This window comes from Pseudomonas sp. BF-RE-22 (genome assembly GCF_019956155.1).
Lineage (GTDB): Bacteria > Pseudomonadota > Gammaproteobacteria > Pseudomonadales > Pseudomonadaceae > Aquipseudomonas > Aquipseudomonas migulae.
Genome location: NZ_JAHBDD010000055.1, coordinates 16,603 through 37,759, shown reverse-complemented (window position 1 = coordinate 37,759; position 21,157 = coordinate 16,603). Strand labels below are relative to the sequence as shown.

At 61.7% G+C, this 21,157-nt stretch carries 19 protein-coding genes; 4 read left to right on the top strand and 15 right to left on the bottom strand.

Annotated features, from left to right (window positions below; genetic code table 11):
* The first annotated feature begins 193 nt into the window (after positions 1–193).
* Positions 194–1,108, top strand: coding sequence for a LysR substrate-binding domain-containing protein (locus tag KGA82_RS22815; protein ID WP_008033325.1), 915 nt, complete (start codon positions 194–196; stop codon positions 1,106–1,108).
* 112 nt (positions 1,109–1,220) lie between these two features.
* Here KGA82_RS22815 and madM read toward each other — a convergent pair whose 3' ends face one another.
* The 15 genes from madM to pilG all read right to left on the bottom strand — a co-directional run bounded on the left by madM (position 1,221) and on the right by pilG (position 18,745).
* Entirely contained in the window at positions 1,221–1,985 is a 765-nt protein-coding gene (gene madM / locus KGA82_RS22810; protein WP_223452589.1) for a malonate transporter subunit MadM, read from the bottom strand.
* 1 nt (position 1,986) lies between these two features.
* Positions 1,987–2,403: a malonate transporter subunit MadL gene (madL, locus tag KGA82_RS22805; protein ID WP_192416726.1), complete on the bottom strand. Its 417-nt coding sequence runs from the start codon at positions 2,401–2,403 to the stop codon at positions 1,987–1,989.
* A gap of 64 nt (positions 2,404–2,467) precedes the next feature.
* A complete protein-coding gene (gene mdcH, locus KGA82_RS22800; protein ID WP_223452588.1) occupies positions 2,468–3,379 on the bottom strand; it encodes a malonate decarboxylase subunit epsilon in 912 nt (303 codons plus the stop codon).
* A complete protein-coding gene (locus tag KGA82_RS22795) occupies positions 3,376–3,996 on the bottom strand; it encodes a malonate decarboxylase holo-ACP synthase (RefSeq protein ID WP_223452587.1) in 621 nt (206 codons plus the stop codon). The genes mdcH and KGA82_RS22795 overlap by 4 nt, the downstream gene beginning before the upstream one ends.
* Positions 3,990–4,793 (bottom strand): biotin-independent malonate decarboxylase subunit gamma, encoded by an 804-nt coding sequence (gene mdcE, locus KGA82_RS22790; protein ID WP_223452586.1) that lies wholly within the window; start codon positions 4,791–4,793, stop codon positions 3,990–3,992. Before mdcE ends, KGA82_RS22795 begins: the two co-directional genes overlap by 7 nt.
* Positions 4,790–5,641 carry a biotin-independent malonate decarboxylase subunit beta gene (locus tag KGA82_RS22785; protein WP_008026220.1) on the bottom strand — a complete coding sequence of 284 codons (852 nt, stop codon included), beginning with the start codon at positions 5,639–5,641 and terminating at the stop codon, positions 4,790–4,792. The genes mdcE and KGA82_RS22785 overlap by 4 nt, the downstream gene beginning before the upstream one ends.
* Complete coding sequence (locus KGA82_RS22780) at positions 5,634–5,933, bottom strand: malonate decarboxylase subunit delta (protein WP_008026217.1); 300 nt, start codon at positions 5,931–5,933, stop codon at positions 5,634–5,636. The genes KGA82_RS22785 and KGA82_RS22780 overlap by 8 nt, the downstream gene beginning before the upstream one ends.
* On the bottom strand, positions 5,933–6,808 hold the full coding sequence (locus KGA82_RS22775) for a triphosphoribosyl-dephospho-CoA synthase (protein ID WP_223452585.1): 876 nt from the start codon (positions 6,806–6,808) through the stop codon (positions 5,933–5,935). The genes KGA82_RS22780 and KGA82_RS22775 overlap by 1 nt, the downstream gene beginning before the upstream one ends.
* Positions 6,808–8,478 (bottom strand): malonate decarboxylase subunit alpha, encoded by a 1,671-nt coding sequence (gene mdcA / locus KGA82_RS22770; protein WP_008026213.1) that lies wholly within the window; start codon positions 8,476–8,478, stop codon positions 6,808–6,810. Before mdcA ends, KGA82_RS22775 begins: the two co-directional genes overlap by 1 nt.
* A 201-nt stretch (positions 8,479–8,679) precedes the next feature.
* Entirely contained in the window at positions 8,680–9,135 is a 456-nt protein-coding gene (locus KGA82_RS22765; protein WP_008026207.1) for a chemotaxis protein CheW, read from the bottom strand.
* Positions 9,128–15,133, bottom strand: coding sequence for an Hpt domain-containing protein (locus KGA82_RS22760; protein ID WP_223452584.1), 6,006 nt, complete (start codon positions 15,131–15,133; stop codon positions 9,128–9,130). The genes KGA82_RS22765 and KGA82_RS22760 overlap by 8 nt, the downstream gene beginning before the upstream one ends.
* A gap of 37 nt (positions 15,134–15,170) precedes the next feature.
* The gene (locus KGA82_RS22755) at positions 15,171–17,228 is read right to left on the bottom strand and encodes a methyl-accepting chemotaxis protein (RefSeq protein WP_008026203.1); all 2,058 of its coding nucleotides are present in this window, start codon (positions 17,226–17,228) and stop codon (positions 15,171–15,173) included.
* 145 nt (positions 17,229–17,373) lie between these two features.
* Entirely contained in the window at positions 17,374–17,907 is a 534-nt protein-coding gene (locus KGA82_RS22750) for a chemotaxis protein CheW (RefSeq protein WP_223452583.1), read from the bottom strand.
* Positions 17,908–17,917: 10 nt separating this feature from the next.
* Complete coding sequence (gene pilH / locus KGA82_RS22745; RefSeq protein WP_007897961.1) at positions 17,918–18,283, bottom strand: twitching motility response regulator PilH; 366 nt, start codon at positions 18,281–18,283, stop codon at positions 17,918–17,920.
* A gap of 57 nt (positions 18,284–18,340) precedes the next feature.
* Positions 18,341–18,745, bottom strand: coding sequence for a twitching motility response regulator PilG (gene pilG / locus KGA82_RS22740; RefSeq protein WP_008026200.1), 405 nt, complete (start codon positions 18,743–18,745; stop codon positions 18,341–18,343).
* Here pilG and KGA82_RS22735 point away from each other — a divergent pair.
* From KGA82_RS22735 to KGA82_RS22725, 3 genes are all read left to right on the top strand, one after another.
* A complete protein-coding gene (locus tag KGA82_RS22735; protein ID WP_157214348.1) occupies positions 18,734–18,904 on the top strand; it encodes a hypothetical protein in 171 nt (56 codons plus the stop codon). The genes pilG and KGA82_RS22735 overlap by 12 nt on opposite strands.
* Before the next feature lie 202 nt (positions 18,905–19,106).
* Positions 19,107–20,060, top strand: a complete 954-nt coding sequence (gshB, locus tag KGA82_RS22730) for a glutathione synthase (protein WP_008026199.1) — start codon at positions 19,107–19,109, stop codon at positions 20,058–20,060.
* A 77-nt stretch (positions 20,061–20,137) separates the two neighbouring features.
* A complete protein-coding gene (locus KGA82_RS22725) occupies positions 20,138–21,037 on the top strand; it encodes an energy transducer TonB (RefSeq protein WP_008026197.1) in 900 nt (299 codons plus the stop codon).
* The last annotated feature ends 120 nt before the right edge of the window (positions 21,038–21,157 follow it).

The window sequence follows — 21,157 nt, the reverse complement described above, 5'->3', positions numbered from 1 at the left end:
CGTTGCGCAAGGCTCAGGCCTCAAGCGTAAAAGCGCAATGTTTCAAAACTGTAGGAGCCGGCTTGCCGGCGATTGGCCCTCAAGCGTTACGATAATTTCAAGGCCGCCATCGCCAGCAAGCTGGCTCCTACAAAGGTCTGCGTGAGGCCAGAGAATTAGGCACAATCGAGCCATTCGAATAAGAGTCACGCCCATGCTGATCGATGAAGAGTTGACCCTGAAAAAACTCGAGGTGTTCCTCGCCTTCATGCGCACCGGCAATCTGGCTCGCGCCGCTGCCGAATTGCAGACCAGCAACGTCAGCGTGCACCGGGCGATCCACTCCCTCGAAAGTGCCCTGCGCTGCCCGCTGTTCAAACACGAAGGCCGTAACCTGACGCCGCTGGAAAGCGCGTATGTACTGGAAGAACGGGCGCAAAAGCTGATTCAGGACGTGGTCGAAACCGTGCGCCTGACCCGCGAAGCCGCCGGCTTCTCGGCTGAGCGCTTCAAGCTGGGGTCGTTGTATTCGTTGACGGTGAAGACCGTGCCGCAACTGATCATGGGCCTGAAAATCCGCCGCAGCGAACTCAACATCGACCTGATCCTCGGCTCGAATTTCGACCTGTTGTACAAGCTCAAGAACATGGAAGTCGACGCGATCCTGGTGTCTTTGGACGAGAGCGTGAACGACCCGGATTGCGAGCAGATCCCGCTGTTTTCCGATGATATTTTCCTGGCCACGCCAGCGGATTCGAAGTTTGCCCAACGCACGGAAGTCGATCTGGCCGAAGTCCGCGACGAGACGTTCATTACCCTGACCCAGGGCTTCGCCACGCACCAGGATGGCAATCGGGTGTTCAAACAGGCGGGGTTCGAGCCGAAGGTGGCGATGCAGGTCAACGACATCTTCACCCTGCTGAGCATGGTCAGTTCGGGGGTGGGTTATGCGTTGCTGCCAGGAAGGATTGCAGCGGTGTATGAGAACCGGGTGAAACTGATTCCGTTGCAGGAAAAGTATCGGTTGCAGCAGCACATCGGCGTGGTGTTTTTGAAGGCCAAGGAGCGCGACCCGAATTTGCTGGCGCTGCTGGCGGAGTGTCGGATGTATGCCAATCGCCAGGCTTAAGACCACGTCGCACCCTTCGCGGGCAAGCCTCGCTCCTACAGGGATATGCAGTCTCTGTAGGAGCGAGGCTTGCCCGCGAAGACGTCAGAACAATCAGCGATGAATCATCGGCCTAACCAACAATCCCGCGAACAATGAAGTACAACAACGATGGCCCAAGCAAACACCCAAGCCCGGTGTGGAACGTCGCCGTCAACGCGCCATAAGGCACCAACCGCCGATCTGTCGCCGCCAATCCGGCGGTCACACCGCTGACCGTACCGGCCAACCCGCCAAACACCATCGCCGAACGTGGGTTATCCAACCCCATCCAGCGTGCTGCCATCGGCGTGCCGACCATCACCAGAATCGCCTTGATCAACCCGGTGGCAATCGACAATGCGACCACATCGGAACTCGCGCCAATCGCCGCGCCAGTCACCGGGCCGACGATGTACGTCACCGCGCCCGCACCGATGGTGGTCATGCTTATTGCATCGCGATAACCAAACACCCAGGCAATGCTCGCCCCGACAATGAACGGCAACACCGTGCCCAGCAACAGCGCAATCACGCCGATCATCCCGGCCTTTTTCGCTTCGGTGGCCTGCACTTCGAACGCCGTGGCGACGATGGCAAAGTCACGCAGCATCGCGCCACCCATCAAACCGATACCCGAGAACAGTGTCAGGTCCGCCAGACCTTTTTGTCCGCCGGTCATGGTGCCGCCGACCCACGCCAGGACCAGGCCGATGGCAATGGCAATCGCCGAGCCATGAATCCGCCCGAACGTCAGGCGTTTGGACAACACCACCGACACCCACATGATCACGCCAACGAACGCGAACGCCGTGACCAGACCGTTAGTTGCCAAGCCCTTCTCGATGACTTCCAACATATCAGCGGCCTCCTACTGGCGTGCCAATGGGCGTGAGTTCCGCAGGTTCATCAGGCAACGGTTCGCCTTTGTGGGTCCGGCTGATCAGGGCAATGGTGCAGCCGCAGAGCACCACCGAACCGATGGCCGCGAGCACCGCCACCGGGCCGCCGTGCAACGCGGTCACGACGTTCTGTTGCGCCGCCATCGCCACCACCACCGGAATGTACATGGCGCCCCAGAAGCCGACGCCCATCTCGCAATCCTTGGTCATGCCGCCGCGCTTTTGCATCCACAACCGCGCGCAGATCAGCAGGATCATCGCGATCCCGACCCCGCCCACATTGGATTTGACGCCCAGCAATACGCCCAGCGCATCGCCCAGAATCACCCCTGCCAGCGTACAGATCGCCAACAGCGCCACACCGTAAATAATCATTGTTGTAGTCCTCAAAGTGCATCGTCGAATGTTGTTTTTGTTGTTCGAAGCCTGAGACGGTGATTTAGGATTGGCGGCTTCCCTCCTCACGCAACAGCGCCTGCAAGGTGTCGAGCCGCGCCCCGTCGAAGGCAATCACGGTGCCCTGCTCGAACACCCGGCGCGCCAGCCCGGTCAGCACCGCACCGGGCGGCAGTTCGATCTGTAGCCGTACGCCGCGCTCGTAGGCGCTTTGTACCGTGCCGCGCCAATCGACGATGCGGCACATGTTGTAAGCCAGGTCTTCGCGCAGGGCTTCGATGTTGATGATTGGCCGCGCGCGACTGCCGCTCAGGTAGCCCAGCGTCGGCGCTTTCAATTTCACATTGGCGAAGGCTTCGGCCAGGGTTTTCGCCGGCGCATTCAGCAACGGGCAGTGCGACGGCACGCTGACGGCAAGTCGCTTGGCCAGGCCTGCGCCGCGCCCTTTCGCCAACTCGGCGACGGCCTTCATCGCGCCGTCGCTGCCGGCAATCACCACCTGGTTATCGGCGTTGATATTGGCCAGGTAAACCGGCGTATCGACGCTGTGAACCTGCGCCAGCAAGCCTTCCACTGTGGATAAATCGAGACCGATGATCGCGGTCATGCCGTAGCCCTGTGGATAAGCCTGCTGCATCAATTCACCGCGCAGGCTGACCAGATGCAGCGCATCGCTGAAGCTCAAGGCACCCGAAACCACGGCGGCCGGATAAGCACCAATGGACAAGCCCGCCACATAATCCGGCGTCATGGATAACTGACGCGAAGCCGCGACACCGGCAATCAACAGGCACAGCTGAACCGCCCGTGTCGATTTCAATGCTTCAGCGCAATCCAGCTGCAATGCGTCTTCGCCAAGCACTTCGCTCGCCTCGATCACCGTCTCGCGAGGCAAACGATGGAGCATGCCCGGCTGCTGCGCGCCCTGACCGGGGAACACCAGCAAACTGCTCACGCTGCTTGCTCCTGCGGGTTCCACGGATCAATCACAAGACAGGCTTCACTGGCGTTTTTCAGCAACACCCGACGCGCAGGACCGGCCCATTCACGCAGGGCGACGGCGCCAAATGGCGTCTGTAATTGCATGTCCACCTGGCACTTGGCGCGGTCCAGAGTTTTCAGCAGTTCCTGCGCCTTCAACCGTTCCAGAACCTGCGGCGTACGCAGGATCAGATCCAGATCGCTGCCCTCATGCAAGGCAACAACGCCACTGGCCAATTCAAATCCGGCACTGCCGCTGACGCCCCACACCCAGCCGTAGCCATCAAGCAACGGCCGCAATTGGTTGAGTGCCTGCACGGCGGGCAAATCCCGATCAATCGAGACATGACACAGCGCTTCCGGTGTGACCCGACGCTGAACCGCATCGACCGCCATCACCGTCGCATAGCGCTGCTCACGCAACCGACCACGCACCCCGACCGCGATAAAACCCGGCGTACTCAACGCACGCCGAACCACCACCGGCTGACCCGCGCTGATCGACTCGATCACCCACGCAGGCGCCTGCGCAGGCAACTGCTCCGGGGTCATCCCCCACAGCAGGTCGTGAGCCAGAAACGTGCTCACCACTGCGCTCTCAGCAGTTGGCGAACCGTGCTCGACGCGGCGCGGTTGCTCGCGCCCAAGCGGCTGCTCAAATCGCGACCGCTTGCGGCAACATCGCCAATCGCCAGATTCAGGCATTCCGTCACCCGCGCCAGATCCGCTGATGTTGGCTGCTCAATCTGGTCCACCGACAAGGTTTCCCACAGCAAACCGAGACTGGCGTAACTGTCGATGTCATACGCCATCGGCGGCACGCTGGCGGCCAGTGCTTCCAATTCTTCGACACTGCGCAAGGTCACCCGCGCCGCTGACGCCTTGCCCATCGCATGCACCATCACGCCCGGATCACGCAGGGCGATCAGCCGGTTAGCCTGGTAGCCATGAGCCAAAAACGCTCCGGACATCGCCTTGCCTACCAGCAAACCAATCACGGCGTGGCCAGCCAACCGGGCGCGGGCATAACTGTCCGCCGCGCCCGCCAAGGCCTGATGAATGCCCAGCGCTTCTTCGCGCCGACCGTAAGCCTGACTTGGCACATCGATGATCGCGATCACGGCGCGCTTATGCGATTTATCAGCGTCAGCCACGATGATTTCATCCACCGCCTTGGCCAAGCCCCACCCTTCCAGTAAACCCACTTCACCGTTGCGAGCGCGGACGAAACGGTTGTCGGGATCTGCCACCACTGCGATAAACCGGACCGGTTGTTCGCCCACCACACCATCAGCGGCTTTCAGTGATGCAGGCAAACCCTCCACCGGTTTCGCGCCTGCACTCAAGGCGTTGAACCAGTTCAAACCTCTCAGGGAATACGAACTCATGAGCGCTCTCCTTGATACAGATCGCGAACCGTCGCCGCATCGATTTGCGGTTCGGCGTCCAGGCGGGCCAGCCGTTGCAGGAACAGATCGGCCTGACGACTGCGTTGTTGTTCCGGCAAGCCTTGTTGCAGCAATTCACTGACCTGCTGCCGGACCTGCGCCACGTCATCAGCGACAAAGCGATCCACCAGACCGCTGGCAAAGCGTTGCTCGCCCCCGGTCAGGCTCCAGATGAACGGACGGTCGCGGGAGTCGTATTCCTCAAGCCCGGCTTCCTGTTCGATCACCTGCGGGCCGTTCAGGCCAAGACGCGCTTCCTGAGTCACCAGCAAATAGCTGCACAGCCCGGCGGCAATCGACATCCCGCCAAAGCAGCCCACGCTGCCCGCCACCACGCCGATTACCGGTTGGTACTGACGCAGATCGACAATCGCCGCATGAATGTCGGCAATTGCCGCCAACCCGAGGTTGGCTTCCTGCAAGCGCACGCCGCCGGTTTCCAGCAGCAACACGGCGCGGGTTGGAATGCCGTTGCGGTTGTCTTCGGCGGCGAGTTCCAGAGCACCGGCAATCTTCGCCCCGCCGACTTCACCGAGGCTGCCGCCCTGGAAAGCGCCTTCGATGGCGGCGATCACCACCGGCAAACCGCCGAGGCTGCCCTTGGCAATCACCACGCCGTCATCGGCTTGCGGCACCACCCCCTGGCGCGAGAGCCACGGCGACATGACGCGTTGAAACGGGTCAAGCAATTCGCGGAAGGTGCCGGCGTCGAGCAAGGCTTTCGCCCGGTGTCGGGCGCCGAGTTCGATGAAGCTGTGCTTGTGGAGGAGCGCTGCACTGTCAGTCATGGCCGATCTCCTCAAAGCCTTGTTCCAGACGCAAGCGCACCACGCCAGGGGTCGCGCCGAAATCGTGGATATCGATGGCCATTGCCGGTGGTGTCTGGCCGTCGAACATCCGTGCGAACAGATGCTGCCAGCGTTGTTCGGCGCCATTGACCGAGGTCTGCACCTTGATGGTCAGCTTGCCGGCCTGACCCGGTTCGATCAGCACTTCCAGATCGCCCGAACCGACACAACCCACCAGCGTGCGACCGCGTGGCGGCTGCCCGGCGGGGAATTCAAAGGATAAGGTTTCCATCAAAACGCTCCCTGGTTGATGCCGTCAGCCGACGCAATGCGGTCGATAAACAGGCAGGCTGCGAGCAAGTCCGCAGCGCCGCCGGGCGAGGCATTCAACGCGATTAATTGTTCGTCCAGTTCATGCAAGCGCCGGCGACCGGCAAGGCTGGCGCTGCCACCCGCGTCGAGCACTGCCTGGGCGCCAAGTTGCATGGTGTGCAGGCCTTGTTCGCCGGCGCGGTAGAGCACGCAGGTGTCACTCAGTTGAGTCATGATCGCCAGCAGCGCATCGAGCCGGGCGTTCTGTTCGCCGTGGCCGGCGGCGCGGCTGCGCTTGAGTTGCGGCAGTGCGCGTTGCAGCACCGAAGGGAAACCGAGTTGGGCTTCTTCACGGGCACCACGCGCGCCGTAGCGTTGGGCGACTTGCGCGCCGTGGCTCAGAGGACGCGGGGCGAAACGGTCGTCGAGTATCGCCAGTCGGGCGGCGCGCAACGTCACCGTGCTTGCGTGGGTATTCGAGCAGTCCAGCGCGGCGGCAGTGACCAGCAGGCCCAACGCCCAGATCGCGCCCCGATGTGTATTCACACCGTTAGTGGTGGCGAGCATGGCTTGCTCGCCTTCCCGGCCAATCCGTCCAATCGCTTCGCGCAGCGGTACACCGACTTCGCCAAACGCGATGGCCGATTCCGCCATTTCCTTGAATGCCGGCCACAGCGACAACGCCGAAGCGTGCATCAGCCCGAGGTGCAAATCGGTGTGTGCGCCATTGCCGCGACGATCCACCAGCGCCGGTTTCGGTGACAGGTCCGCTTCGTCGATCAGCGCGTCCACTGCCAGGTCCGCCAGCCGTTCGGCCAGCGACAGAGGTTTGGGTTGCAGGTTGAATGCGTGCATTACCAGCTCCTGAACTTGGCGGGCGGGTTGTAGAGGCCACCGGACCACTCGACCAGATCGGCCACGCTTTTGGCGGCGAGCAATTCGCGGGTGGCGTCGGTGCGACGGATGCCGAGGTCTTCAGGTAAGGCGATCAAGCCTTCGCGACGCATCCGGGCGGTGTCTTTCGGGTTGTGACGCAGGCCGATGGCAGTCACGCCAGCGACGGCGGCGATCATTGCCTGACGTTCTTCCAGCGAACGCGCCTTGTACAAATAGGCGATGCCTTCTTCGGTCAGCAGGTGGGTGACGTCGTCGCCGTAAATCATGATCGGCGCCAGCGGCATGCCGCTTTTCTTCGCCACTTCAATCGCGTCGAGGGTTTCGACGAAGGTCGGTTTGCCGCCCTCCTGGAACGTTTCGACCATTTGCACCACGAGTTTTTTGCCGCGTTCGAGCAAGGGTTCCGGCGCATCGCCGTGGCGCATGTCGAGCCAGGCCGGCGTGCCGTGACGCCGCCCACGCGGGTCATGCCCCATGTTCGGTGCCCCGCCGAAACCGGCCAGGCGCCCGCGAGTCACGGTGGAAGAATGGCCGTCGCCATCGACTTGCAGGGTCGCGCCGATGAACAGGTCCACCGCGTATTGCCCCGCCAGTTGGCTGAACATCCGGTTGGAACGCAGCGAGCCGTCGCGCCCGGTGAAGAACACGTCCGGCCGCGCAGCAATGTAGTTTTCCATGCCCAGTTCGGTGCCGAAGCAATGCACGCTTTCGACCCAGCCGCTTTCGATGGCCGGGATCAAGGTCGGGTGTGGATTGAGCGTCCAGTTGCGGCAGATCTTGCCTTTGAGGCCGAGGGATTCGCCGTAGGTCGGCAGGATCAGTTCGATGGCGGCGGTGTTGAAACCGATGCCGTGGTTAAGCGACTGCACGTTGTGTTTTTCGTAGATTCCGCGGATCGCCATCATCGCCATCAGCACGTGCACAGGCTTGATGTGCCGTGGGTCGCGGGTGAACAGCGGCTCGATGTAGAACGGCTTGTCGGCCACCACCACGAAATCGACCCAGGACGCGGGGATGTCGACGCGAGGCAGGTCAGTGACGTCGTCTACAAGCTGGTTCACCTGAACGATGACGATGCCGTCGCTGAAGGCCGCTGGTTCGATCAATGCAGGCGTGTCTTCGGTGCTGGGGCCGGTGTAGATGTTGCCGGCGCGGTCGGCCATGAAACCGGCCGAGAGCACGACGTTGGGAATCAGGTCGACCACCAATCGTGCGTAGAGCTCGATGTAGGTGTGGATCGCACCGATTTCCAGCAGGCCGTCTTCCAGCAATTGGCTGATGCGCAGGCTCTGGGTGCCGGCGAAAGAGAAATCGAGCTTGCGGGCGATGCCGCGTTCGAACAGGTCCAGATGCTCGGAGCGCCCGACGCTGGGCATGATCATGTGCAGGTCGTGGAGCCTGGCAGGATCGGCCTTGGCCAGGGAGCGCGAAAGGAAATCCGCCTGCTTCTGGTTGTTGCCCTCCAGTACCACGCGGTCGCCGGGCAGGATTAACGCCTCCAGCGCTGCCACGATGTTGTCGGTGGGCAGCACCACACCGTCAGCCAGGCCCTTGACCAACGCCAGACGCCGCTGCTTTTCGCTGCGCCGCCGCGTCCATCGCGAGTCGGGGGATATTGTTGTTGTCATGACCACTCCACGGGTTCGCTGTCGTGGGAGTCACCTTAGGAGGGTTGGGTGGGGGGCATCAATCAAGCAGAGAGACGGATCGTTACGGTCAGGGTAATGGTTGGCAGGACGGACGCCTTCGCGGGCAAGCCTCGCTCCTACAGGGGTTTTGTGTGCGCCCCGATCCATTGTAGGAGCGAGGCTTGCCCGCGAAGGGGCCAGTCAGACCAGCCCGGCACTCACAAGCAACTCCTCCAGCGCCAGCAAGTCAGGCACCTTGGCCACTTGATCGCCCACCTGCACCGCCGCCTGTTCCAGCGCACACAACGGCACATCCACATAGCTGAGCTGACTGTCGAGCTTGTAGGAACGAGGAATCCCCTGCACCAGCAACGCGATGAATTTCAGTTCAGGTCGCCCGCCCAGGGCGTTGAGAATCACAATCCGCGCCCGCTCGCCAATCACGATTTTATCGCCGCACGCCGACTCAAAGCTCAGCAACGGAATCTGCCGCTCCCGCCAGCTCACCCGCCCCAGGTACCACGGCGGCGTATCGAGATCGAAGGCTCCCGGCTGATAGTCGATCAACTCCGCCACCGCGACGTTGGGCAAAATCAGATTGCGGTCAGCCAGGGGCAACAGCAGCCCGGTGAGGTTGCTGGTGCGATGTTCAAGCATGGGTTTTGCTCCACAGGGCGATGCTTTCGAGCAGCACCGATTCCTGATACGGCTTGCCGAGGTAGTCGTTGACGCCGATGGCCATGGCGCGGTCGCGGTGTTTCTGGCCGGTGCGTGAGGTGATCATGATGATCGGCAGGTGTTGCAGTCGCTCGTCGGCGCGCACCTGGGTGGCGACTTCGAAACCGTCCATGCGCGGCATTTCGATGTCCAGCAGCATCAGGTCCGGCATGTGATCTTCGAGCAGCAGCATGGCATCGACGCCGTCCTTGGCCGTCAGCACGTTCATGCCGTGGCGTTCGAGTAAACGACTGGTGACCTTGCGCACGGTGACCGAGTCGTCGACCACCATGACCAGCAAGGGCTTGTGCGGCTCGGGTTCAGGGTCTTGAAGCAGCCGTCGTTGCGGCACCTGCGCCTGCATCGCACGGATCGGCGCCAGCAAATCGAGAATCAGCACCACGCGGCCATCGCCCAGAATCGTCGCCCCGGACAAACCCTGCACCGCCGCAAATTGCGGGCCGAGGCTTTTCACCACAATCTCGCGGGTGCCGGCCATGGCATCGACTTGCACGGCGATGTGGCGCTCGTTGCATTGCACCAGCAATACCGGCAACGGCAGGCTCTGGCCCAGCAGTTTCGGACGTGTGCTGGTTTTCAGCAGTTCACCGAGGTAGCACAGTTCATAGTGCTGCCCGGCGTATTTGTAGGTCGGCGGATCGAGCCTGTAATGCCCTTCGAGTTCGTTGGGCAACACACGCACGATGCCGTCGATGGTGTTCAGCGGGATCGCATATTGATCCTCACCGCACTGCACCATCAGCGCCCGGTTGACCGACACGGTGAACGGCAGGCGAATGCGGAAATGCACGCCCTGCCCCGCCACAGAGTCGATGCTCATCGTGCCGCCGAGTTGCCGGACTTCTTCATGAACCACGTCCATGCCCACGCCACGCCCGGAAATCTGGGTGATTTTCTCGGCCGTGGAGAACCCCGGTTGCAGGATGAACTGCAGCACGTCGCGGTCGCTGATGTCGCTGTCAGCGGCGAGCAACCCGCGCTTGACTGCCTTGCGCCGCACCGCGTCCAGCGGCACGCCGGCGCCGTCGTCGCGGATGTCGAAAATGATGTCGCCGCCCTCGCGGGACAGGTCGAGGGTGATCCGCCCTTGCGCCGGTTTTCCGGCCGCGATGCGCACGTCTGCGGATTCGAGACCATGGTCCACCGCGTTGCGCAGCATGTGTTCCAGCGGCGCGGCCATGCGTTCGAGGACGTTGCGGTCCATCTCGCCTTCGGCGTTGCCGACCACGAATTCCACCTCCTTGCCCAGCTCGCTGGAGACCTGGCGGACGATGCGCTTCAAGCGCGGCAACATCCGCTCGAACGGCACCATGCGCGAGCGCATCAGACCTTCCTGCAATTCGGTGTTGATGCGACCTTGCTGTTGCAGCAGGTTCTCCGCGTCCTGATTGCGCCGGTCGAGGGTTTCCTTGAGGTCGAGCAGGTCGGAAGCGGATTCGAACAGCGCCCGCGACAGCTGCTGCAACTGCGAGTGACGGTCCATTTCCAGCGGGTCGAATTCTTCGTAGCCCGAGCGTTCGGCGTCGACTTGCTGGCGGCTGAGAATCCGACCCTGGGTTTCGGTATCGAGCCGGCGCAATTGATCGCGCATGCGCTCGATGGTGGTTTCCATTTCGTTCAGCGCCACGCGCGCATCGTTGACCTGCTGTTCGATGCGGCCACGGAAGATCGAAGTTTCCCCGGCCAGGTTGACCAGATCGTCAAGCAGCTCCGCCGAGACCTTGACCATGTCGGCACCGGTATCGGCTTGTGGCGCAAGCGGCTCGACCTTGGGTGCAACCGGTGCGGCAACGGGTGTTTCCGGCACTTCCGGATGGCTGAAATTCCTGATCGCGTCGATCAGCCGATCCGCTGGTGGCAACGGTTGACCGGCGCGGGTCGCGTCGAGCATCTGCGCCAGTCGGTCATGGCTGCTTTGCAGCAGGCCGAACAGCGCGGCGGTCGGTTTCAACACACCGGCGGACAAGCCTTCGTAGAGAAATTCCAGCTCATGGGCGAGGTCGCCGATCGGGCCGATTTCCACCATCCGCGCACCGCCCTTGAGGGTGTGCAGATCGCGCAGCAGGGTTTCCATTTCCTGACGATTGGCAGGTTCGGCCTGCCAGCGAACCAGCGCAGCGCCGGAGTTTTCGATGATGTCGAAACCTTCCTCGAGGAAGATCTCCAGCAACTCCGGATCATGCCCCGGCGAGTCCTCGACCCGCACAGGCTCGGCGACTTCTGGCGCACTGGCGTTGCCTTGGCGGAACTGGCGAATGGCTTCGATCAGCTCACCCGGATCCCCCAGTGGCTTGTGGTGCTGCAATTGCTCAAGCAGTTGCGCCAGTCGGTCATGGCTCTGCTGCAACAGCTGCGCCAGGGTTTCGTTGTGGCTGTAACGGCGATCGACAAGCCCTTCGTAAAGGCTTTCCAGCTCATGGGCGAGGCCTGCGACCAGCTCGACTTCGGCCATCCGCGCACCGCCCTTGAGCGTGTGCAGATCCCGCTGCAACGACAACAACGGCGCGGCGTTGTCCGGGTCTTTCAGCCAGCGCTGCAAGGCCTGACCGGCGCTTTCGAGGATGTCCACCGCCTCTTCGAGGAAGATCGAAACGATCTCGTCGTCCAGATCAACAACGCTGTCCACTGTAGGAGCCGGCTTGCCGGCGATGGTCGTTAACGATGACGCGTTTTCACTGGATGAATGCGGCGCATGTGAGTCCATCGCCGGCAAGCCGGCTCCTACAGGGGTTTGTGCCAGTTCGGCGGTGGCGCTGCTTAGTTCGCGAATGCTCAGGGTGCGGCTGCCGTCGCTGCGAATCAGGCCCATGGCCGATGGGTCGAGGCTCTCATCGAGCAAGCCGCGCAAGGCCCGGATGCGCTCCGGTTGCGGGCTGACTTCCTGACCGGCCGCGAGTTCGTCGAGCATGTTGATCAGCGCTTCGTGGGCACTTTGCGCCTCATGGAAAAACGCCTCGCTGACTGCCAGGCTGCTTTCTTCCACGGCGCCGTAGAGATCGAGCAAGGCTTCGCAGAGCTCATCCACCGGATGCAGATCGGCAAGGTGCGCGCCTTCGCCGAGGGTGGTCAATTCATCCAGAAGCGCGCTGAGCTCCTGACGTTCACCGGGGTGCTGCTGCCAACGCTGCAACAGGCTTTCGGCGTCCAGCAGGATGTCCATGCCCTGGGCCAGGAAATTGTTGATCAACTGCGGATCGCGCTTGGTTCTGAGCGCCATGCTCGGCGTGCTCAACAGGGCTTCCAGGCGTTCAGCCAGCAGCGCCTGGGTTCTTTCGATCAACGAACGGGCCCCGGGAATCTCGGCCAACGGATCGACCTTGAGCTGTCGCAGCCCGACGCGGAACACGCCTTCGGCTTCCAGCAGCAGCTCGACTTCGTCGAGGTCCAGCGCGATCAGGTGCGCCTTGTATTCACGAGCCAGTTTGTCCAACGGCGTCGCCAGCTCGGCAATCGGCAACACGCCGGCCATCGATGCGCTGCCTTTGAGCGTGTGCAAGGCACGTTGCAGTTCGTCGCTGGCCTGCAACGGCACATGTTCGGCGGCCTGATCGAGGAAGCGGTTGAGGCTGGCCAGATGGGTTTCGGCTTCGTTGCGGAAGATCTCCAGCAACAACGGATCGAGGGCGGCGACATCCTGCACGTCCTCATCGGCCAACGGCTTGTCACCCTTGGCGAGCGCGTGGGCGCGGGCGGCCAATTGGTCGACGTCGTTGCGCTGACGCTGAGCATTGCCGGCAAATTCAGCCACCAGTTCCGGCAGCAGGTTCAATACATCGCCGAGCAATTGCTGCACCGCCGGCCCCGGTTCAACGCTGCGTTCCAGCACGCGGTTGAGCAGGTTTTCCACGGCCCACGCCAGTTCACCCAGCACCAGCGCGCGCACCATCCGGCCACTGCCTTTGAGGGTGTGGAAAGCTCGGCGCAGTTCGCCCAGGGTCGATTCGCTCTCGGGGTTGGCCGCCCAGCGCGGCAAGTATTCCCGGAGGATTTCCAGGACCTCGTCGGTTTCTTCGAGGAAGACTTCGCGCAGTTCATCGTCCACCGGTTCTTCACCCGGAGGCGGTGGCAACAGGCTGCCCGGCGTATTCAGGGCGGGCGGATTGACCGCCGACACCGGGTTGGCGAGGACATCGGCCAGGGTCTGGACGACGTCGGGATCGTCCAGTTCCTGCTGGTCCTGCATCACCTGCGCCTCACTCGGGCTGAGCACTTCATCCAGCACAGGGACATTGTGTTCGCTGGGGAAAAAGCCGAGCGCTGCCAGGCTCTTTTCCGCAACGTCGAGCAATTGTTCACCGGACGCTTCAGCGTCGTCGCTCAGGCGTTCAAGGTAATACTCGATGCTGGTGATGACGTCGGCCAAGCTATCCAGCGCCTGCCAGCCAGGCTGGTCCGGGTCCAGCAGCAGATGCTCGCGGATAAAGTGATTGCAGGCGTCGATCAGGCTCGCCGCACGGCTCAGCGGGATCATCGCCAGCGCGCCGCGCACCTGGGTGAGCAAGGCCGGCAACGGTTGCAAATGCTGGCGGTCCCAGTCGGCGTCGATGTAGTCGACGATCATGTCCTTGGCCTGTTGCAGGCAGATGCGTGCTTCCTTGATCACGATCTGGTGGATCTGCGTCAGGTCGGTGGTCGGCAGGCGGCTGTCTTCCTGGCTCTCCGGTTCGACCGTGCCGACCATCCCGGCGAGCGTCGCCTCGACGTAAAGCAAGGCGCCGGCGACATCCATCAGGATCGCGTCGTTGGGTTCGCGTTGCCCCTGAGCGAGGCTCAACACCACCGCAAGCTGATCGATGATGACCTTGCGCGGCTGGCCGAAACCGAGCACCGCCAGGGTGTCGGCGATTTGCCGCAATGGCGCCAGCAAGCTATCGAGGTCCGAGGCATGCTGGCGGTCGCTGCGCACGAACAGGTCGAGGCGTTCCTTGACCCGCACCAGTTCTTCGCACAGCGCGGCCAGCACCGAGCGCATGGCATCGCGATCTGGGCCGGCCAGCCTTGCCCGTTCTTCGTCGACCATCGCGCTGTCAGGCAGCGCATCGTCCAGTCCATAGCGATCTTTCATGGTCAGCATCTGCCCGGTGGGGTGTTCGGCTTTGGCGATGTAAAACAGCAAACTCTTGAGCAAATCCGGCGGCGCCGGCTGATTGATCGCGGACATGCCCTGTTCAAGCAGGCGCTTGAGTTCTTTGTCGGCGTCCTTGAACAGGCTGCGCAGGGCCGGGCTGTTGGCGATCGAGCCGCCGCGCATGCCTTCGACAAGCGCCGAGGCAACGTGCCACAACGGGCTCAGCGGCGCATTTCCGCACAGCCCTTCGAGGCGTAAAAATACGGTGCTCAGGAAACCGAGATGAGTGTCGTCATCCTGCTCGCGCAGCAACCCGACCAGGGCCATCTGCAACATCTGGCGCAATTTGCGCAGCACGTTCGGCAGGTCCGCCGGCTCCAGCAGCGCCAGCGCCTCGTCATCCAGTGGCGGCAAGTCCGGTAATTGCGGGGTGAACAGGCTGGTTTCCGATAACAGGCTTTCGCCACGGGCACTGCGCAGGTCGTTGATCAACGGCAACACCACCAGCGGCAGGTCGCGGCGCGCGCCTTGTACGCGGTCGAGATAGATCGGCAATTGACCGATCGCTTGCAGCAACAAGTGGATCGCTTCGTCACGATGAATGACGCGGTTCTGCTGCAAGGCGGCGGTCAGTTGTTCCATTTCTTCGGCGAGCAGGGCCGCGCCGTAGAACTCGACCATCTGCAAGCTGCCGTGGACCTGATGGATGCACGCCAGGCATTCACTGAGGGCGTGCGTCGCCTGAGGGTCATCAAGCAACGTTTCAATCGCCTGGTGAGCCACTTTCAGTGTTTCGGCAATCTCGCCTTTGACCCACTCGAGGGCCACATAGTCGTGCCGATCACCCATAACCACTCCGTTCATCGTTCGAACGCCCTCGGGCGCCTCACACTTTATCCACAGTCTGCGCCTTGGCGGCCGGCAAGGTGAAACCGGACACCGAACGTCGCAGCTGGCTGGCCATTTTCGCCAGGTTGCCGATGCTCTCGGCCGTGGCGGTGGAACCGGACGAGGTCTGCGTGGTGATCTGCTGGATCACGTTCATCGTCAGGGAAATCTGCCCGGCCGAAGACGTCTGCTGTTGTGCCGCGTTGGAAATACTCTGGATCAACGCCGCGAGGGTTTTCGACACGCCTTCGATTTCTTCCAGAGCCACACCGGCATCCTGCGCCAGACGCGCGCCACGCACCACTTCGGTGGTGGTCTGCTCCATGGAAATCACCGCTTCATTGGTGTCGGCCTGGATCGCCCGCACCAGGGTTTCGATCTGCCGCGTCGCGGCGGACGAGCGCTCGGCCAACCGTTGCACCTCGTCGGCCACCACCGCAAAACCGCGCCCGGCATCACCGGCCATGGAGGCCTGGATTGCGGCGTTGAGTGCAAGAATGTTGGTCTGGTCGGCAATGTCATCGATCAGGCTGACAATGTCGCCGATCTCTTGCGAAGACTCACCCAGGCGCTTGATGCGTTTGGCGGTGTCCTGAATCTGCTCGCGAATGTTGTCCATGCCGTGGATGGTGTTGTGCACCACCTCGTTGCCCTTGTTGGCGATTTCCACCGAGCGCTCGGCCACCGCCGAAGACTCGGCGGCGTTGGCCGACACCTGATCGATGGACTGCGCCATGTCGTTGATCGCGGTGGAGGCTTCGCTGATTTGTTGCGCCTGATGCTCCGAGGCCTGCGCCAGGTGCATGGCGGTGGCCTGGGTTTCCTGCACGGCGGCGGCGACCTGGCCGGCGGTGAGGTTGATTGTCGCCACCAGATCGCGCAGCTGGTCCACGGAATAGTTGATCGAATCGGCGATGGTCCCGGTGAAGTCTTCGGTCACCGAAGCGGTCACGGTCAGGTCGCCGTCGGCCAGGTCTTCGATCTCGTCGAGCAGGCGCATGATCGCGTTCTGGTTGCGCTCGTTCTTCTCGGCGGTTTCGCGCAACTGACGATTGGTTTCGCGCACCATCACCATCCCGATAAGGATGATCGACATCAGCGCCGCCAGACCCAGCACGTAGCCGCCAATGGTGTCTGTATTGCGCCCGCTGGCGAGGTTTTCGAACCCTGAGGCCAGATGCGAGGCTTCGTCGAGCAGGGTTTGCGACAGGCTGAAGATGTTGGTCGCCGATTCGCGGACCTTGAACAGCTCCGGCGAGGTTTCGAGGATTTCATCCACCGAACCCGAGACGAATTCGAACAGCTCGGAAATCTCGATCAAGCGGGCACGGGCATCGTGGTCTTCGACCTGACTGACTTTCAGTGCCGGATTGCCCTGGAGCATACCCGTGAGCACCAGGCCGAAACGCGCGGCGTCGCGGCCGAACGCGTCGGCGGCCTGTTGCGAATTTTCGTCGCCGGACAGCACAGTGTTTACCGCACCGAGGATACGTTCGGCCAACAACGACTGACGCTGGGCCATCGCCACCTGAGCGGCGGGCGCGCCGCGTTGCAGGAGTATTTCGACGACTTTTTCGTACTCGACCTGCAACTGCGGCACGGTTTCAGCGAGGGTGGCGGCGACTTGATGCAGCGACAAAACCGTCTGTTCGCTGGAAAGGATCGCGTCGGTGTTTTTCAGCACACGCTCCCAATCCAGCTGCACGGCGCGCATTTCCGGGCGCACGGCGGACGGTGCCGGCGGCAGCCCGGTGGAAGGGTCGCCTTTCTTCAGATAACCCCAGCGCTGGGCAAAATCGTTGCGCGCATCGCTGAGCAACTTGAACGCCGCGGCCTTGCCGGCGGCGGCTTCCGTGGCGTTTTTGGCGATGCGCTGGGACAGCACGCGCAGCTCACCGGCGTGGCCGATGTACTGTTTATCGTACGAGGCCTGGGTGTTGAGGTAAGCGAAGTTGGCGAACAGCAGCATGATGAAGACAATCAGCGCGATGAACAGCGCGATGATCTGCGAGCGGCTGCGCGATCCTTCTGGCTTGCCTGTTTTAGCTTTTATCATCGGTCCTCGCCTGTACTACCCAATTCACCCAAGCCCCTGTAGGAGCGAGGCTTGCCCGCGAAGCAGGCGAAGCGGTCTTGCAGGAATACCGCGTTATCGTTCTTCGCGGGCAAGCCTCGCTCCTACAGGATCGGCGTTGCCGCGTTTACAGCGCTACGTGCATGAAGCTTTGCGACCGCACCAGCGCAAACGGGCTGAACACCTGCCAATTCTGCTCACGCTGAAACCGGCCCTTGATGAACGGTGCAATCGGGCCACTCAAGTTATCCACCGGCTCCAGGCTGTCCTGGGCAAAGTGCTGAAGGCCGAACACCTCATCGACCATCAACCCGGCAAACACCTCGTTATGCTCCACCACCAGCACCCGCCGCTGCTTGCGTACCGCCGATAATTCGTGCCCGAAGAAGGCACTCAAATCCATCATCGGCAGCAAACGCCCACGCAGGTTGGCCACGCCCTTGACCCAAGGCTTGACCCCCGGCAACTGGGTGAAGCGCGGTTCATGCAGGACTTCGCTGACTTCACCCATCGGCGCGACGTACCACGCCTCGCCCAAACGAAAACCGATGCCGCTCCAACAGTCCTGTCGGGTTGGCTGCGACGGCAGATCCGCCGCCAGCAGACGACAGCGCTGGTCGATCTGCAGCAGCAGTTCGAAGGCGGTCAACGACTCGGTCATGGTCGGGTGATCAACCGGCCAGCACGTTGTTCAGGGTTTTGATCAGGGTGTCTTCGTCGACCGGTTTGGTCAGGTAATCCTTGGCGCCCTGGCGCGTGCCCCAGACCTTGTCGGTTTCCTGATCCTTGGTGGTGATGATGATCACCGGGATGTGCCCGGTTTCCGGGTCTTTGGTCAACTGACGGGTCGCCTGGAAACCGTTGAGGCCGGGCATGACGATGTCCATCAGCACGGCGTCGGGTTTTTCCTGACGGGCCAGGGCCACGCCGTCGGCGCCGTTTTCGGCTTTCAACACTTCATGACCGTGCTTTTCCAGCATGCCGGTCAGTTTGTACATTTCGGTCGGCGAATCATCGACGATCAGAATACGTGCCATGGTTTTCCCCATTCTTGTCGACGCCGGGCCCGCTGGCCGAGCGTCACTGTGCGTGTCCTACTGCGGCAAAACGGCGGCGAAGCCCGGTACATGGGCCTGGATCGCGTTAAGCAGTTCTTCCTTGCTGAAAGGCTTGGTCAAAAACTGGTCGGAGCCGACGATGCGCCCCTTGGCCTTGTCGAACAACCCGTCCTTGGACGACAGCATGATCACTGGCGTGGACTTGAACGCACTGTTGTTCTTGATTAAAGCGCAGGTCTGATAGCCATCCAGACGCGGCATCATGATGTCGACAAAGATGATGCCGGGATGATGATCGGCAATCTTCGCCAGCGCATCGAAACCATCGATGGCCGTAATGACTTCACAACCCACATTCTTCAACAGCGTTTCGGCGGTGCGACGAATCGTCTTCGAATCGTCGATCACCATGACCTTCAAGGCGCTGGAATGCTGGCCCATAAATGCTCTACCGTCGCCTTTGCGAATCAAATTGTCCGTTTTCCGGTTACCGGCGGCTTGAAACCCTTGATACTCAAGGGCCAGCACGACATGGCAGCCTTTTTAGCACAGTCTCCAAATGCAATCTATCGGGCGTCCTTTGAAGTGGTTTTTCCTTGACCGGGAACACACTCAGCGCCACTCTGACGCCACTTTTATACGGTCCTTTGGATTGATCTTTTGTGGGAGCGAGCCTGCTCGCGATGGTCGTCAACGATGACGCGTGCCAGCAGGATAAGCGCGGTGTCCTGAAGTCCATCGCGAGCAGGCTCGCTCCTACAGGGGACTTACATAGGCCTCCCCCACTTCAGAGGAAAAACCCATGAGCGTTCGCGTCGGGATTGTCATGGATCCCATTGCCAGCATCTCCTATAAAAAGGATAGCTCGCTGGCCATGCTGCTGGCCGCACAGAAGCGCGGCTGGGAACTGTTCTATATGGAACAGCGCGACTTGTATCAAGGCGAAGGTGAAGCCCGGGCGCGGATGCGGCCGCTGAAAGTTTTCGCCAACCCGGAAAAATGGTTCGAGCTGGAAGACGAGACCGACGCGCTGCTGAGCGATCTGGACGTGATCCTGATGCGCAAGGATCCGCCGTTCGACATGGAGTTCGTCTACTCCACTTACCTGCTCGAGCAAGCCGAGCGCGCGGGCGTGCTGGTGGTCAACAAGCCGCAGAGCCTGCGTGACTGCAATGAAAAACTGTTCGCCACCCTGTTCCCGCAGTGCACGCCGCCGACCGTGGTCAGCCGCCGCGCCGACGTGCTGCGTGAATTCGCCGCCAAACATGGCGATGTGATCCTCAAGCCGCTGGACGGCATGGGCGGAACCTCGATCTTCCGTCATCGCGCAGGTGACCCGAACCTGTCGGTGATCCTGGAAACCCTGACCGCGCTGGGCACCCAGCAGATCATGGGCCAGGCGTACCTGCCGGCGATCAAGGACGGCGACAAACGCATCCTGATGATCGACGGCGAGCCGGTGGATTATTGCCTGGCGCGGATTCCGGCGGCCGGCGAAACCCGCGGCAACCTCGCCGCCGGTGGTCGTGGCGAAGCCCGTCCGTTGAGCGACAAGGATCGCTGGATCGCTGCCCAGGTCGGCCCGACCCTGCGCGAGAAAGGCCTGCTGTTCGTGGGTCTCGACGTGATCGGCGAGCACCTGACGGAGATCAACGTCACCAGCCCGACCTGCATTCGCGAGATTGATAACGCGTTCGGCACCGACATCGGCGGCCTGTTGATGGATGCCATCGATCAGAAGCTCAAGGCCCGTTGATATAGAACACCCAAGATGAAACCAACATTGCGCTATCATGCGCGGCCTCTGAAAAACGCGATGTTGGTTTTCTTGTCATGACACTTCCGTCCGATCTGCCCGCTGAACTCGCCCATCGTGGCGTGCGCCCGGCTGATCGCCTCGGATTTACTCTGTTTCTCGCGGCGTTGATTCACCTGGCCTTGCTGTTGGGCGTCGGCTTTACGATGGTCGAACCCAAACAAATCAGCAAAACCCTGGAAATCACCCTCGCCACCTTCAAGAGCGAAAAGAAACCGGCGAAGGCCGACTTTCTCGCGCAGGAAAATCAGGAAGGCAGCGGCACCCTGGATAAAAAGGCGATTCCCAAGACCACCGAGGTCGCGCCGTTCCAGGACAACAAGGTGCAAAAAGTCACGCCACCGCCGGCCGCCAAGCCTGAAGTCCAGGAAGCAGCGCCCAAGGCTGCCGTGACCACCGTCGCACCGAAGCCGAAGAAAGCCGCGGCCAAGACCGAAGAGCCCAAACCTGCCACCAAACCCGCCATCGCCGCGCCGACGTTCGACAGTGAACAGCTGTCCAGCGACATCGCCAGCCTCGAAGCGGAACTGGCCAACGAACAACAGCTGTACGCCAAGCGCCCGCGTATCCACCGCCTGAGCGCGGCCTCGACCATGCGCGACAAAGGCGCCTGGTATAAGGATGAGTGGCGCAAAAAGGTCGAGCGCATCGGTAACCTCAATTATCCGGATGAAGCGCGGCGTAAACAGATTTACGGCAATTTACGGCTGATGGTCTCGATCAACCGCGACGGCTCGCTTTTTGAAGTATTGGTACTGGAGTCATCCGGGCAACCGCTGCTGGATCAGGCAGCGCAGCGAATTGTGCGGCTGGCTGCGCCGTTTTCGCCGTTTACCGGGGATTTGTCGGACATCGACCGACTGGAAATCATCCGTACCTGGAAATTTGCGCGCGGGGATCGCCTCTCCAGCAACTGACCGAAGGATTGCGGTTGTTTTGACCGACGCCTTCGCGGGCAAGCCTCGCTCCTACAGGTTTGGCATGTTCCGCAACCTTGCACACGACCTGTAGGAGCGAGGCTTGCCCGCGAAGAGGCC